We start from the raw sequence: 15,070 nt of genomic DNA, 5'->3' as shown, positions 1-15,070 counted from the left end.
AGTCCAGTGATGATGGCAAAGAGGCCACACCCGTTCCCATCCCGAACACGGCAGTTAAGCTCTTTTGCGCTGATGGTAGTTGGGGGTCTCCCCCTGTGAGAGTAAGACGTCGCTGGGCAATGGAAAGAAGTCGTTACCGATTCCGGTAACGGCTTTTTTTGTGGTTTTATATTAAATGGTGGGTGCTCAAAAAAAGAAGCGGATTCCGATTGCTGATGTATATCGCGTAAAACCTCCAACTTTAAACAAAGATGCCAGAAGTAACATTGTGAAAAAACGAAATCTATTAGCAGCAAGTCTACTTCTTCAAAACTACTTGCAAAGTCTTTACGTGAAAGAGTTTCTTCTATAAAAGATATAAGTATAGAAAAAATGAAGGTGTCATTTACTGAATAATCGCATTTGCATCTTCGTTAAGGCGGTAAGAATGTGAAGAATTATGGAAGTTCCTTTATATACTAAGGTTTTCTCCATCTTTTCTCTCTTGCTTTCTTCAGAAATTTCCCCTAAGATGAAAATTAATTCTTATTGAAAAGTGAAAGGGTGTAGAGATTGGATGTGAATCCGTGGTTAATGGTATTGATCATTTTCTCGATCAATATCGTTTATGTAACATTTTTTACGGTGCGAATGATCATGACATTAAAAGGCTATCGCTATTTAGCGGCCGTTGTAAGTATGGTGGAAGTGGTCATTTATATAGTTGGACTTGGTTTGGTTCTCGATAATCTTAATGAAATTCAGAACCTGGTTGCTTATGCTTTGGGATACGGTTCCGGTGTCATCATCGGTTCGAAAATTGAAGAGAAGATGGCACTTGGCTATATTACGGTAAATGTCATCACCAGTGAAGCTGGTGAGTATCTGCCGAAGCAGCTCCGAGAAAAAGGCTATGGCGTAACCGACTGGAATGCCAATGGCCGTGACGGGGGCAGACAATCGATGCAGATTTTGACGCCGCGCAAAATGGAACTGAAATTGTATAAAGCTATCCAGGAAATCGATCCGAAGGCCTTTATCATTGCCTATGAGGCGAAGACGATTCATGGCGGATTCTGGGTAAAGACAGTGAAAAGGGGTAATTTGTATAAATGAGTAAGAATACAATATGGTTTGAAGTAGAAGAACATGAATCCATTACCGAGTGCTTGGATCGAATGAAAGCTGAAGGATATGCGGCTGTTGGCCGCAAAGAAGAGCCATTGTTCGAAGAAATAAACGGACAGCCAGTGCCAATAAGGCAAATTGTGAAATTTAAAGGAAGTAAACTTGGAGAATAACAAATTATACCTTTTAAAACCGAACGATTAAATAATTGAATAACCAATCGTTCGACTTTATCATTGACGTACTTTCTACGACTTGTTATGATTAATGAGAATACCCCATATATGCAAAAGAATTGGCTTTTGCGTCTCTACCAGGACACCGTAATGTCCGGACTATGCGGGAAAGCAACTTAGTGGATCGTAAAACGAAGGAGGGGCTTCTCTATATGTCCTCATCCATGAATTCGTTTCATGTACAGTCCTTAAGTAACCTGCTTTTCACGTAATGTGAGCAGATTACTTAAGGACTTTTTATTTTTTAAAGGAGAGTGTATCGATGAATCCTCGAATTGGCGTCATTATGGGAAGTACGAGTGATTGGGAAACAATGAAACATGCGTGCGACGTATTGGATGAACTGGGTCTGAGCTACGAGAAGAAAGTGGTTTCAGCACACCGGACACCTGATTTGATGTTCAGCTATGCAGAACAGGCAAGAGAACGCGGCTTGCACGTGATTATTGCCGGAGCTGGCGGTGCTGCGCATTTGCCGGGTATGGTGGCAGCAAAGACCACCTTACCCGTTATCGGTGTCCCCGTTCAGTCCAAAGCGTTAAACGGCCTGGATTCCTTGTTGTCGATCGTTCAGATGCCAGGTGGGGTTCCAGTGGCCACTGTAGCTATCGGTAAAGCAGGTGCTGTCAATGCAGGCTTGCTGGCAGCTCAAATATTAGGGACAGTCGACGAAGAAGCTGCACAGGCTTTGCAGAAGAGAAGAGACCGGACAGCTGCAGCTGTGCTGGAAAGTTCAGGTGACCTGATATGACCAAAACAATCTTACCCGGACAAACCATCGGGATTATCGGCGGCGGTCAATTAGGGCGGATGATGGCTCTTGCAGCAAAAGAAGCCGGATTTAAAATTGCGGTTCTCGACCCAGGTATGGATTCTCCTACTGGCCAAGTAGCCGACATTCAAATTGTCGCTCCCTTTAATGATCAGCATGCGCTGGAAGAATTGGCTGAAGTGAGCGATGTCATCACTTATGAGTTTGAAAATATAGACGTTGAAGGATTAAAAAAATTAGCGGAAATTGCTTATGTTCCCCAAGGGGCCGAATTGATTCGGGTGACCCAAAACCGGATTTTTGAGAAACAGGCCATTTCTGAAGCTGGAGTTGTGGTTGCAGATTACATCACTGCTTCTACGTTTAAGGAGTTAACAGAAAAACGCAGCGAGCTGTCATTTCCTTTCGTAGTAAAGACTGCACGTGGCGGTTATGACGGCAAAGGGCAGCAGACGGTTTCTTCTATTGACGAACTCCCTCAGGCAGAAGCGCTGTTTGAAAATGGGGAGTGTGTTGCGGAAGCCTTCGTGGAATTCACGAAAGAGATTTCGGTGATCATCCAGCGCAATGTGCACGGTGAAACGGCTATTTTGCCGATCGGTGAAAATATTCATAAAGACCATATTCTGCATCAGACGATTGTACCGGCACAGATCGATAAAGAGACGGTCGACCTCGCAAAGCAAGCAGCTGAAAAAATCGCTGCCCACTTGAATATGGTCGGAACCTTAGCGGTTGAAATGTTCGTTTTGGAAAATGGCAGCATCATCGTTAATGAACTCGCACCGCGTCCCCATAACTCAGGGCATTATTCAATCGAAGCGACGAACATCTCGCAATTCCATCAGCATATCCGTGCAGTTTGCGGATGGCCGCTGCGGCAGCCGATCTTATGGTCAGAAGCGGTGATGGTCAACGTATTAGGTGAACATGTCGCGCCACTCACTTCGAAAGTCTCACAATTCCCGAATTGGTCGATTCATTTGTATGGAAAAGATGAAGCGAAGCAGAAACGGAAGATGGGACATGTTACGATATTAACGGAAGACTTAAAGGCGACTTTAAGTGAAATAGATGCATCCGGCATTTGGCTGGAATAATTGGAGGAACTTACAAATGATCGCACGCTATACTCGGCCTGAAATGGGCGCAATCTGGACGGATGAAAACAAATACAGCGCATGGCTGGAAGTTGAAATTCTGGCATGTGAAGCTTGGGCTGAAATCGGTGACATTCCAAAAGAAGACGTAGCTAAAATCCGTAAAGGCGCTTCTTTTTCAGTAGATCGCATTTTGGAAATTGAAGAAGAAACCCGCCACGATGTGGTTGCTTTTACAAGAGCGGTATCTGAAACGCTTGGCGAAGAACGCAAATGGGTCCATTATGGCTTAACGTCAACAGATGTCGTAGACACAGCTTTGTCTTATCAGTTAAAACAGGCAAATGTCATTATCCGTAAAGACTTGACGAACTTTATCGAAATCCTGGCGAATAAAGCCAAAGAACACAAGATGACGGTCATGATGGGCCGTACACACGGTGTTCATGCTGAACCGACAACTTTCGGTTTGAAGCTGGCGTTGTGGCACGAAGAAATGAAGCGTAACCTGGAACGTTTCGAAGCAGCTGCAGCTTCCATTGAAACAGGCAAAATGTCGGGCGCAGTGGGCACTTACGCCAACATCGATCCGTTTGTTGAAGCCTATGTCTGCAAAAAACTGGGACTTGCGGCTTCACCGATTTCGACACAGACTTTACAGCGCGACCGCCATGCACAGTATTTGAGCGTTTTGGCATTGATCGGTTCATCGATCGAGAAATTCGCTACGGAAATTCGCGGACTGCAAAAATCAGAAACGCGTGAAGTAGAGGAATTCTTTGCAAAAGGCCAAAAAGGTTCATCGGCAATGCCGCATAAACGCAACCCGATCGGTTCTGAAAATATGACAGGGCTTGCCCGTCTGATCCGCGGTTATATGCTGACAGCTTACGAAAACGTTTCTTTATGGCACGAACGCGATATTTCGCATTCATCTGCTGAACGGGTAATTTTGCCGGATGCGACGATTGCACTGAATTATATGCTGAACCGTTTCGGCAATATCGTCAAAAACTTGACGGTGTTCCCTGAAAACATGAAGCGCAATATGGATTCAACACTTGGCCTCATTTATTCGCAGCGTGTGTTGTTGACGTTGATCGATAAAGGAATGGCTCGTGAAGCGGCATACGATCTGGTTCAGCCATGTGCGATGGAAGCATGGGAAAACCAGACGCATTTCCGAAAAATCGTGGAAGCGAATGACACCATCACAGCTAAACTATCCAAAGAAGATTTGGACGACTGCTTCGATTACAATCACCACCTGCAGCAAGTGGACATGATTTTCAACCGACTTGGACTAAACTAAACGGGGGCTTCTAAAAATGGAAAAAGGTCAGCTATTGTACGAAGGAAAAGCAAAGCGCTTATATGCAACGGATGAACAGGGAATTTTGTGGGTGGAATATAAAGATTCAGCAACGGCTTTCAATGGTGAAAAGAAAGAAGAGATCACCGGCAAAGGCATTTTGAACAATAAAATCACGTCACTGATTTTCACGAAATTGCAGGAAGCGGGCATTGCTTCTCATTTCGTCAAGCAATTGTCTGACCACGAACAATTGGTGCAGCAAGTCAGCATTATTCCATTGGAAGTAGTGGTCCGGAACATTACAGCCGGCAGCATGGCCAAACGCCTCGGAATCGAGGAAGGCGTGGCCATCAGCCGCCCGGTAGTGGAGTTCTATTTGAAGGATGATGAACTGGGCGATCCATTGATCACTGATGAGCATGTCGATATGCTGAACCTGGCAACTTCAGAAGAAGTGGCAGAGCTCAAGCAGAAAGCGCGCAAAATCAATGAGGTTCTCATCGGCTTCTTTAAAGAAATAGGCGTCGATCTGGTCGATTTCAAAATCGAATTCGGCCGCGATGGCGATGGAAACATTCTATTGGCAGATGAAATTTCGCCGGATACTTGCCGGCTTTGGGATACGGAAACCAAGCAAAAGCTTGATAAAGACGTTTTCCGCCGCAATCTAGGGAATTTGACAGAAGCGTACGAACTCATTTTAACTCGTCTAGGAGGACAACACTCATGAAAAAAGTAAAAGTATACGTAACATTGCGCGAAAGTGTATTGGACCCGCAAGGATCCGCAGTTATGGGCTCTCTTCATAAAATGGGCTATGGTGAAGTGGAAGACGTACGGATCGGCAAATACCTGGAATTGGTCATCAGCGACAGCGAACGGGATGTGGATGCATTGGTCAATGAGCTTTGTCATCGCTTGTTAGCCAATACCGTAATTGAAGATTATCGTTATGAAATTGAGGAGGTTGTCTCGCAATGAAATTCGCAGTGATTGTTTTCCCCGGCTCAAATTGTGACTTGGATATGTACCATGCGGTCAAGGACGAACTAGGTGAAGAAGCGGAGTACGTGTGGCATGACTCAAAAGATTTGAGCAGCTATGACGGCATTTTGCTGCCAGGCGGATTTTCATACGGCGATTACCTGCGCTGCGGCGCGATTGCCCAGTTTTCGGGTGTCATGGACGAAGTGAGAAAAGCAGCAGAGGCAGGGAAACCGGTTCTTGGAATCTGTAACGGCTTCCAGATCCTGACGGAAGCGGGGCTGTTGCCAGGTGTTCTTTTACGCAACAAGAACCTGAAGTTCATGTGCCGTACCGTTGGATTGAAAGTTGAGAACAATAATACCTTGTTCACCAATGAATACGAAAAAGGCCAGGAGATCCAAATTCCAATCGCCCACGGAGAAGGCAATTATTTCTGCGACGATGCGACATACAGCCACCTCAAGGAAAACAATCAAATCGTCTTTACCTATGCAGACGATTTTAACGGCAGCCGCAACAACATCGCGGGCATCATCAACGAGCGCGGAAACGTGCTCGGCATGATGCCCCATCCGGAACGTGCAGTGTCTGACTTGATCGGCGGCACAGACGGATTGGCTTTATTCAGATCAATCGTAAAACAGTGGAGGGAAGCACATGTCAGTCATGCTTGAACCAAATGCAGCTCAGATAAAGGAACAGAAAGTTTATCAGCAAATGGGCTTGTCGGATGCGGAATTCGCCATGGTCGAAGAAATCTTAGGGAGACTGCCAAACTACACGGAAACCGGATTGTTCTCGGTCATGTGGTCTGAGCATTGTTCCTATAAAAATTCAAAACCGGTCCTGGCAAAATTCCCGACGAAGGGAGAGCGTGTCCTGCAAGGACCAGGTGAAGGTGCGGGTATTGTGGACATTGGCGACGGGCAAGCGGTCGTATTCAAGATGGAATCACATAACCATCCCTCAGCCATCGAACCTTATCAAGGTGCTGCAACTGGCGTCGGCGGAATTATCCGTGATGTCTTCTCGATGGGTGCGCGTCCGATTGCGTTGCTGAACTCGCTGCGTTTTGGCGAATTGACCACTCCACGTGTGAAATATCTTTTTGAAGAAGTCGTTGCCGGTATTGCCGGTTACGGAAACTGCATCGGCATCCCGACAGTGGGCGGGGAAGTTCAGTTCGACGATTCCTATGACGGCAATCCACTGGTCAATGCGATGTGTGTCGGATTGATCAACCACGAAGATATCCAAAAAGGCATCGCCAAAGGCACAGGCAACCCTGTGATGTATGTCGGCGCTAAAACAGGCCGCGACGGCATCCACGGAGCGACATTCGCTTCTGAAGAGCTGACTGACGGATCTGATAAAAATCGGCCGGCTGTGCAGGTTGGTGATCCATTTATGGAGAAGTTGTTACTTGAAGCCTGCCTTGAATTAATCAAGTCAGACGCTTTGATCGGCATTCAGGACATGGGTGCGGCAGGATTGACTTCATCTTCAGCTGAAATGGCTTCAAAAGCCGGATCCGGCATCGAGATGGATTTGGACCATATTCCGCAGCGTGAAACCGGCATGACGGCATATGAAATGATGCTGTCTGAATCACAGGAACGCATGCTCATCGTCGTTAAAGCTGGCCGTGAGCCTGAAATCGTCGAGTTGTTCGAGAAATACGGCCTGGATGCTGTCACGGTTGGTACGGTTACAGACGATTCGACGCTTCGCCTCAAGCACAAAGGGGAAATCGTTGCAGAAGTACCGGTTGACGCGCTTGCTGAAGACGCACCGGTTTACCATAAGCCATCAGCAGTCCCTGCTTACTTTACGGAGTTTCAGCAGCTCGACAATGCAGAGCCGAAAGTCTCGGATTACACAAAGACCTTGACGGCGTTATTGAAACAGCCGACCATTGCTTCGAAAGAATGGGTCTATAATCAATATGACCACCAAGTGCGCACGAGCACTGTAGTGAGCCCAGGGTCGGATGCAGCAGTGATCCGTGTCCGCGGCACCAATAAAGGCCTTGCGATGACGACGGATTGCAACTCCCGCTACATTTACCTGGATCCGGAAACCGGCGGCAAAATCGCAGTGGCGGAAGCGGCGCGAAATGTGGTCGTTTCCGGTGCAAAACCGCTTGCCATCACGGATTGCCTGAACTTCGGAAATCCGGAGAAACCAGAGATTTTCTGGCAGCTTGAAAAAGCGGCAGACGGCATGTCTGAAGCCTGTACAATCCTGGATTCTCCAGTTATCGGCGGAAATGTCTCTTTATACAATGAAACCAATGGCACGGCCATTTATCCGACGCCGACCATCGGCATGGTCGGGCTTGTGGAAGACCTTTCACACGTTACGACGCAAGACGCTAAGAAACAAGGCGACCTGGTGTATTTGATCGGGGAAAGCTTTACGGAATTTGGCGGCAGTGAACTGCAGAAGATGGTGGAAGGGCGCATTTTCGGAAAAGCGCCAGCCATCGATTTGACAGTGGAAGCAAAACGCCAAAAAGAAATCCTTTCAGCGATCCAACAAGGGCTTATCGCTTCAGCGCATGACGTTGCTGAAGGCGGCGTTGCCGTTGCATTAGCTGAAAAAACTTTCGGCAAGGGATTGGGAATGGACGTCACTTTGTCCGGAACGGCGACAACGGCTTTATTCAGTGAATCGCAATCACGTTTTGTCGTGACAGTCAGCCCGGAAAAAGCAGCACAATTCGAAGAAATCGTATCAGACTCCAAGAAAATCGGCCAAGTCACGGGAGACAACTTAGTAATCAACGGTGAAGACGGCACGGCTTGGATCAACGATTCAGTCGCAACGCTTCGCTCAGCTTGGAAAGGAGCTATCCCATGCTTGCTGAAATCAGAAGCTTAAATGAAGAATGTGGTGTCTTTGGAATATGGGGCCATCCGAACGCGACTCAATTGACCTATTACGGGCTGCACGCGTTGCAGCATCGCGGCCAGGAAGGCGCAGGAATTGTGTCGACAGATGGAGAAGGTCTTCGTCCATTGAAAGGCGAAGGCATGGTCAGTGAAGTGTTCACGCCAGAAAAAATAGAGAAGATTGCGGGGCATGGCGCAATCGGCCATGTGCGTTATGCAACAGCAGGAGGCAGCGGCATTGAAAACGTCCAGCCTTTGCTTTTCAATTCAACTACCGGTAGTTTAGCGATTTCCCATAACGGCAACCTGGTCAACGCGACACAGTTGAAAGGCCATCTGGAACGACAAGGAAGCATTTTTCAAACGAGTTCCGATACGGAAGTATTGGCCCATTTAATCAAAAGAAGCGGCTACGCGACCTTTGAAGAAAAAGCGAAAAATGCCTTGTCTTTATTGAAAGGTGCCTTTGCCTGTGTCATTTTGACCGAGGAAGCGATGTACATTGCCTTGGATCCGAACGGCTTGCGACCACTTTCTCTTGGGAAGCTCGGGGATGCCTGGGTGACGGCATCGGAAACCTGTGCGTTTGATATTGTTGGAGCTGAATTTGTCCGTTCGGTTGAACCGGGTGAATTTTTGATTGTTACGAAAGACGGCATGCGCGCTGAGCGTTTTGCCTATCCGGAAGAGCGTTCAATCTGCACGATGGAGTATGTGTATTTCTCCCGTCCGGATTCGGATATCGATGGCATCAACGTCCATACTGCGAGAAAACGCCTTGGCGTCCAATTGGCGAAGGAAGTGCAGATTGAGGCAGACGTGGTAACCGGTGTACCGGATTCCAGTATTTCGGCAGCAATCGGCTACTCGGAACAAAGCGGCATTCCATACGAATTGGGAATGATCAAGAACCGTTATGTGGGGCGTACGTTCATCCAGCCTTCACAGGATCTGCGCGAACAGGGCGTTAAGATGAAATTATCGCCTGTGCGCCAGGTAGTGAAAGGGAAACGCGTCATCATGGTGGATGATTCAATCGTCCGCGGCACGACTTCACGGCGCATAGTCAACTTGCTGAAAGAAGCAGGGGCAACGGAAGTGCATGTCGTCATCAGTTCGCCGCCGATCAAGAATCCTTGCTTTTACGGCATTGATATCAGCACGGCAGGCGAATTGATCGCCGCTAATAACACAGTAGAAGAAATGCGTGAAATCATCGGAGCAGATTCGCTGACATTCCTGTCGGTGGACGGCATGGTCCAAAACATCGGGCGGACAGATCCCGGTTCGAAATGCGGACATTGCCTGGCTTGTTTTACAGGCGAATACCCGACCAATATTTATCCGGATACCGTATTGCCGCACGAAAAAGAAAAAGTGAAATAAGGGGGAACCGGTGTGTCAAAAGCATATGAAAAAGCAGGCGTCAATATCGAAGCAGGCTATGAAGCAGTCAACCGCATGAAGTCCCATGTGGAACGCACAGCGCGCAAAGGAATGTTGGGTGCGTTCGGCGGCTTCGGCGGCATGTTCGATTTATCCGAACTGAAGTTGAAGGAACCGGTTCTTGTTTCCGGGACGGATGGCGTGGGCACGAAATTGAAGCTGGCGTTCATGGCTGACCGCCATGATACGATCGGCATCGATTGCGTCGCGATGTGCGTCAATGACATTGTCGCACAAGGTGCGGAACCTTTATTTTTCCTTGACTATATCGCAGTCGGCAAAGCGGTTCCTGAAAAGATAGAACAGATCGTCAAAGGGGTAGCGGACGGCTGTGTTCAGTCCGGCGCTGCATTGATTGGCGGGGAAACGGCGGAAATGCCGGGACTCTATGAGGAAGATGAATACGATATCGCCGGTTTTGCGGTGGGCGCTGCGGAGAAATCCAAAATCGTCACAGGAGAAAAAATTACAGCTGGCGATGTCCTGATTGGCCTCGCTTCCAGCGGCATCCATTCAAATGGTTATTCACTGGTGCGCCAGATCATCTTTGATGAAAATAATTTAAAACTCGACCAAAAAGTAGAAGGCTACGAATCGCTGGGTCCAATCGGCGCTGCGCTTTTGACGCCGACCAAAATATACGCCAAAGCAGTGGCAGCCATCGGCAACGAAACGGTTATCCACGGCATGGCGCACGTCACAGGCGGCGGCTTTATCGAGAACATCCCGCGGATGATGCCAAATGGCTTAGGAGCAGAAATTTCCATCGGCAGCTGGCCGGTGCTGGACGTTTTCAAGTTACTGAAGGAAAAAGGCGATCTTGCGGACCGTGACTTGTATTCTGTTTTCAATATGGGCATCGGCTTTGTGCTGGCTGTCGCTCCTGAAGATGCGGAAGCGGTCCTGAAAACAGCTCAAGCGAACGGCGAACAGGCTTTCCAGATCGGCCGCGTCTCAAGCACGGAAGGCGTTCAATTCCAAGGCGAACAGGACGGCACGCTAAATGAACAATAAACCGAAAATTGCTGTTTTTGCGTCCGGCAATGGCTCTAATTTTCAGGCCATCGCCGACGCTATTGCCGGCGGCAGCCTGCAGGCCGATTTGGTGCTTGCTGTGACGGACAAGCCACAAGCTTATGTAGTGGAAAGAGCCCGCCAGGCAGGAGTAGAATCTTTTGCTTTCATCCCTTCCGAGTTTGAATCCAAGCAGCTTTATGAGCAGATGCTGAAAGAGAAACTGCAGGAAATGGGAGTGGAATGGATCGTTTTGGCGGGCTATATGCGCTTGATCGGTCCTGTTCTGCTGGAAGCCTATGAAAACCGCATCGTCAATATCCACCCATCGGTTCTGCCTGCTTTTCCAGGGAAAGATGCCATTGGCCAGACACTGGCGGCGGGTGCAGAAAAAGCTGGAGTCACCGTGCATTATGTGGACGCAGGCATGGATACGGGCAGCATCATTACGCAGCAGTCGTTTCCGGTTTCGGGGCGCGGACGCGAAGAAGTCGAACGACAGATCCATCAGATTGAACATGAATTATATCCTGCAGCTTTGCAGCAATTATTCGACCGGTAATACTGCCGGTCTTAATCTATAGGAGGACTATTTGTGAAAAAAAGAGCATTACTCAGCGTATCGGACAAATCAGGGATATTGGAATTTGCACAGGAACTGGAAAAGATGGGCTACGAGCTCCTATCAACGGGCGGAACCAAGAAATTCCTTGAAGAAAACGGTGTTTCCATTACAGCCGTCGATGAAGTGACGAAGTTTCCTGAAATTCTGGGAGGCCGTGTAAAAACCTTGCACCCTCTTGTACATGGTGGATTATTGGCTAAACATGATGACGCAGAACACCAAAGCCAGATGGCTGAAAACGGCATTTCTCCAATTGACATCGTCTGTGTCAATTTATACCCATTCCGTGAAACCATCGCCAAACAGGATGTGACTGTGGACGATGCCATCGAAAATATCGATATCGGCGGTCCGACAATGCTGCGTTCTGCTGCAAAAAATCATGCCTATGTAACAGTAATCGTGGATGCAGCGGACTACACGGCAGTATTGACGGAATTACACAATGACAAAGCGACTACACCTGAAACAAGACGCCGTCTGGCTGCGAAAGTTTTCCGCCATACTGCTGCTTATGATTCTTACATCTCCAACTATTTAACTGACCTCACGGGCGAAGAATATCCGGACCAATTGACGCTTACTTATGAATTGTCCCAAACACTTCGTTACGGAGAAAACCCTCATCAAAAAGCCGCTTTCTACCGCAGCCCGCTTGGATCGGATTTTTCAATTGCCAACGCCCATCAATTGCACGGCAAGGAATTATCCTACAATAATATCCAAGATGCTAATGCTGCTCTTCAAATCATAAAAGAATTCAAAATGCCGGCAGCAGTGGCCGTTAAACACATGAACCCATGTGGCGTCGGTACAGGCGAAACGATTGCCGATGCTTTCGGAAAAGCCTATGAAGCCGATTCCACTTCCATTTTTGGTGGAATTGTCGCATTGAACCGTGAAGTTGATGCCGAAACCGCCAAACAACTAGCAACCATTTTCCTTGAAATCATTATTGCTCCTGCGTTTTCTGCCGAAGCTACCGAATTGTTGACACAGAAGAAGAATATCCGTCTGCTGACTATTCCATTCGACAGCAAAACCAAAGACAAATGGAATACTGTCACCGTTGAAGGCGGCTTGTTGATCCAGCAGCCGGATGTTTACGGTTATGAGGATGCTGACATCCAAATCGTGACAGAGCGCCAGCCGTCATCTGCAGAGCTTGATGCCTTAAAACTTGGCTGGAGTGTGGTGAAACATGTCAAATCAAATGCCATCGTCGTATGCAACGCTGAAATGACCTTGGGGATCGGTGCAGGACAGATGAACCGTGTGGGATCCGCTAAAATTGCTTTAGAACAGGCAGGCGAAGGGGCGAAGGGCGCTATCATGGCCTCGGACGCATTCTTCCCGATGAGCGATACAGTGGAAGCTGCAGCGCAAGCGGGCATCAAAGCCATCATTCAGCCGGGCGGTTCCAAGAAAGATCAGGAATCGATCGATAAAGCGAACGAATACGGAATTGCCATGGTCTTCACAGGAGTCCGTCATTTCAAACATTAATCGAGGTGGAATAAAATGAAGGTATTGGTCATTGGAAGAGGAGGACGGGAACACGCCATTGTGCGCCAGTTCTCGAAATCTCCATCCGTCACAAAAGTTTTTGCAGCTCCTGGCAACGATGGGATGCGTGAAGACGCTGAAATAGCTGAGATCGACGAAATGGATTTTGCTGGCCTTGCTGAATTTGCACAGCAGCAGGAAGTGGATTTCAGCTTTGTGGGTCCGGAACAACCGCTGTCAGAAGGCATCGTCGACTTTTTTGAAGCCAAAGGACTGCGCATTTTCGGACCGTCCAAAGCAGCGGCGCAAATTGAAGGCAGCAAAGCTTTTGCAAAAGAACTGATGAAAAAATACAGCATTCCGACTGCTGGTTATGAGACATTTACAGAAGTTGCCCCGGCCGTTGCCTTTATCCGACAGCATGGAGCGCCGATCGTCATTAAAGCAGACGGCCTCGCTGCGGGCAAAGGAGTCGTTGTGGCGTTATCGGAAGAAGAAGCCATCTCTGCCGTCAACGATATGCTGGAAGGGCAGAAGTTCGGAGAATCGGGTTCCAAAGTGGTTATCGAGGAATTTTTGGACGGTGAAGAATTTTCGTTCATGTCTTTTGTCTATGCAGGCCATATTTATCCGATGGTCATTTCGCAGGATCATAAGCGTGCTTATGACGGAGATCGTGGACCGAATACCGGCGGAATGGGTGCCTACTCGCCAGTTCCCCAAATCTCACAGGCCATCGTTGATGAGACTTTTGAAAAAATCGTGGAACCGTCGGTCAAAGCAATGGATGAAGAAGGAACCCCATTTAATGGCATCTTGTATACCGGTGTCATTTTAACAGAGCAGGGGCCGAAAGTGATTGAATTCAATGCGCGCTTTGGGGATCCGGAAACACAGGTGGTTCTGCCGCGCATGAAATCCGATTTTGGCGTATTTATCGATGCTGTTCTAAAAGGCCAACCAGCTGACTTGGAATGGGATGACCAAGCGGTGCTTGGTGTGGTCATTGCGGCTGATGGGTATCCGGAAACAGTGGAGAAGGGTACTCTTTTGCCAAATCTCGCAAAGCTTACAGGAGTTGAAGTGACCCATGCCGGTACGAAGCTCTTGGACGGCGGATACGCTGGCAACGGAGGACGTGTGCTGCTGGTTTCGGCGAATGGATCATCCATCCAAGCCGCCCAGGAGAAAGTCTATGAACAGCTGAACAGCATAGACTGGAATGGTTTCTTCTACCGCACGGATATTGGATGGCGTGCAAAATAATTTCACATATGATATAATCATTGATGACACAAATTCGACAAGAAGATGTGTCATTTTTGTTTTGTCGCCTGCCCTATAGGCGATGAGACCAGGTTGAGGATTTTCAACAACCCACGGTTACCTCTATTTAAACTCCAGAATAGCAAATCCATTACGACCTCAGAAACAAAATCAGCAAGGCATTGAAAATCGAAAGGAGACAAATCATGAATTGGTATGAAAAACTAAATCAGTATTTTCCAGTAGAAGAAATGAAATCAAAAGAACATATGGATGCTTTATTAAAGGAAAAAGGGAGTGTCTATTACAAAGATGAGGGTCCTTACCACGTCTTGATGTATGCAGAATTCCCGAATTTCACTTTTGTCGATTATTTGTTCGTATCGAAGGAATCACGCGGCATGGGTCTTGGCAAAAAGACGCTTCAGATGCTGAAAGACAAGAACAAACCGATCATCCTTGAAGTGGAGCCGGTCAACTACGAAGATACGGATACTGAAAAACGTTTGCGCTTCTATGCACGTGAAGGGTTTGAACATGCTTCGTCCATCGGATATTGCCGCCGTTCACTAGCGACGGGAGAAGAGAATTCCATGGAAATCCTTTACTGGACTCCAAGTGGAGAATCAGAAGAACAGATTTTTGAGGGAATGCAGAAAATGTACGAGGATATCCATACCTATAAGGACGAACAGTTTTACGGCGAATCGTACGATTCCGTTGCGGATGTTCTGACTTTCCAGGAAGAAGAGAAAGTGGATGTCCTAAAACCTTTCAGCGACCCCGTCGAAAAATAGTAAGT

General features: G+C 47.7%; 15 protein-coding genes, 1 rRNA gene and 1 riboswitch. All 16 genes read left to right on the top strand.

Going from position 1 to position 15,070, the window contains the following annotated elements:
- Positions 1-2: 2 nt before the first annotated feature.
- The 16 genes from rrf (at position 3) to ACRC6Q_RS18125 (ending at position 15,065) form a co-directional block, all read left to right on the top strand.
- Positions 3-118 (top strand): 5S ribosomal RNA (gene rrf / locus ACRC6Q_RS18200).
- Between the two features lie 455 nt (positions 119-573).
- Positions 574-1,095: a DUF2179 domain-containing protein gene (locus ACRC6Q_RS18195; RefSeq protein WP_394122045.1), complete on the top strand. Its 522-nt coding sequence runs from the start codon at positions 574-576 to the stop codon at positions 1,093-1,095.
- Entirely contained in the window at positions 1,092-1,280 is a 189-nt protein-coding gene (locus ACRC6Q_RS18190) for an NETI motif-containing protein (RefSeq protein ID WP_223642931.1), read from the top strand. Before ACRC6Q_RS18195 ends, ACRC6Q_RS18190 begins: the two co-directional genes overlap by 4 nt.
- 85 nt (positions 1,281-1,365) lie before the next feature.
- Positions 1,366-1,465: riboswitch (purine riboswitch) on the top strand.
- Between the two features lie 140 nt (positions 1,466-1,605).
- Positions 1,606-2,094, top strand: coding sequence for a 5-(carboxyamino)imidazole ribonucleotide mutase (gene purE, locus ACRC6Q_RS18185; RefSeq protein ID WP_298833403.1), 489 nt, complete (start codon positions 1,606-1,608; stop codon positions 2,092-2,094).
- Positions 2,091-3,215: a 5-(carboxyamino)imidazole ribonucleotide synthase gene (gene purK, locus ACRC6Q_RS18180; RefSeq protein ID WP_431467191.1), complete on the top strand. Its 1,125-nt coding sequence runs from the start codon at positions 2,091-2,093 to the stop codon at positions 3,213-3,215. The genes purE and purK overlap by 4 nt, the downstream gene beginning before the upstream one ends.
- Before the next feature lie 16 nt (positions 3,216-3,231).
- Positions 3,232-4,527: an adenylosuccinate lyase gene (gene purB, locus ACRC6Q_RS18175; RefSeq protein ID WP_431467190.1), complete on the top strand. Its 1,296-nt coding sequence runs from the start codon at positions 3,232-3,234 to the stop codon at positions 4,525-4,527.
- A 16-nt stretch (positions 4,528-4,543) separates the two neighbouring features.
- A complete protein-coding gene (gene purC, locus ACRC6Q_RS18170) occupies positions 4,544-5,260 on the top strand; it encodes a phosphoribosylaminoimidazolesuccinocarboxamide synthase (RefSeq protein WP_223642923.1) in 717 nt (238 codons plus the stop codon).
- Positions 5,257-5,511, top strand: coding sequence for a phosphoribosylformylglycinamidine synthase subunit PurS (gene purS / locus ACRC6Q_RS18165; RefSeq protein WP_223642921.1), 255 nt, complete (start codon positions 5,257-5,259; stop codon positions 5,509-5,511). Before purC ends, purS begins: the two co-directional genes overlap by 4 nt.
- Entirely contained in the window at positions 5,508-6,191 is a 684-nt protein-coding gene (purQ, locus tag ACRC6Q_RS18160) for a phosphoribosylformylglycinamidine synthase subunit PurQ (RefSeq protein WP_223642919.1), read from the top strand. The genes purS and purQ overlap by 4 nt, the downstream gene beginning before the upstream one ends.
- Entirely contained in the window at positions 6,175-8,400 is a 2,226-nt protein-coding gene (purL, locus tag ACRC6Q_RS18155; protein WP_223642917.1) for a phosphoribosylformylglycinamidine synthase subunit PurL, read from the top strand. The genes purQ and purL overlap by 17 nt, the downstream gene beginning before the upstream one ends.
- Positions 8,376-9,797 carry an amidophosphoribosyltransferase gene (purF, locus tag ACRC6Q_RS18150; RefSeq protein WP_223642915.1) on the top strand — a complete coding sequence of 474 codons (1,422 nt, stop codon included), beginning with the start codon at positions 8,376-8,378 and terminating at the stop codon, positions 9,795-9,797. The genes purL and purF overlap by 25 nt, the downstream gene beginning before the upstream one ends.
- Before the next feature lie 12 nt (positions 9,798-9,809).
- Entirely contained in the window at positions 9,810-10,871 is a 1,062-nt protein-coding gene (purM, locus tag ACRC6Q_RS18145) for a phosphoribosylformylglycinamidine cyclo-ligase (protein ID WP_431467189.1), read from the top strand.
- On the top strand, positions 10,861-11,433 hold the full coding sequence (purN, locus tag ACRC6Q_RS18140; RefSeq protein WP_223642911.1) for a phosphoribosylglycinamide formyltransferase: 573 nt from the start codon (positions 10,861-10,863) through the stop codon (positions 11,431-11,433). The genes purM and purN overlap by 11 nt, the downstream gene beginning before the upstream one ends.
- 33 nt (positions 11,434-11,466) lie before the next feature.
- A complete protein-coding gene (gene purH / locus ACRC6Q_RS18135) occupies positions 11,467-13,002 on the top strand; it encodes a bifunctional phosphoribosylaminoimidazolecarboxamide formyltransferase/IMP cyclohydrolase (RefSeq protein ID WP_431467188.1) in 1,536 nt (511 codons plus the stop codon).
- 15 nt (positions 13,003-13,017) lie between these two features.
- Positions 13,018-14,268, top strand: coding sequence for a phosphoribosylamine--glycine ligase (gene purD, locus ACRC6Q_RS18130; protein ID WP_223642907.1), 1,251 nt, complete (start codon positions 13,018-13,020; stop codon positions 14,266-14,268).
- Positions 14,269-14,474: 206 nt separating this feature from the next.
- Complete coding sequence (locus tag ACRC6Q_RS18125; protein ID WP_223642905.1) at positions 14,475-15,065, top strand: GNAT family N-acetyltransferase; 591 nt, start codon at positions 14,475-14,477, stop codon at positions 15,063-15,065.
- The last annotated feature ends 5 nt before the right edge of the window (positions 15,066-15,070 follow it).

Source organism: Planococcus sp. SE5232 (genome assembly GCF_050686535.1).
GTDB lineage: Bacteria > Bacillota > Bacilli > Bacillales_A > Planococcaceae > Planococcus.
Note: the sequence above shows the minus strand (reverse complement) of the source record. Positions and strands in the feature narration are given on the sequence as shown.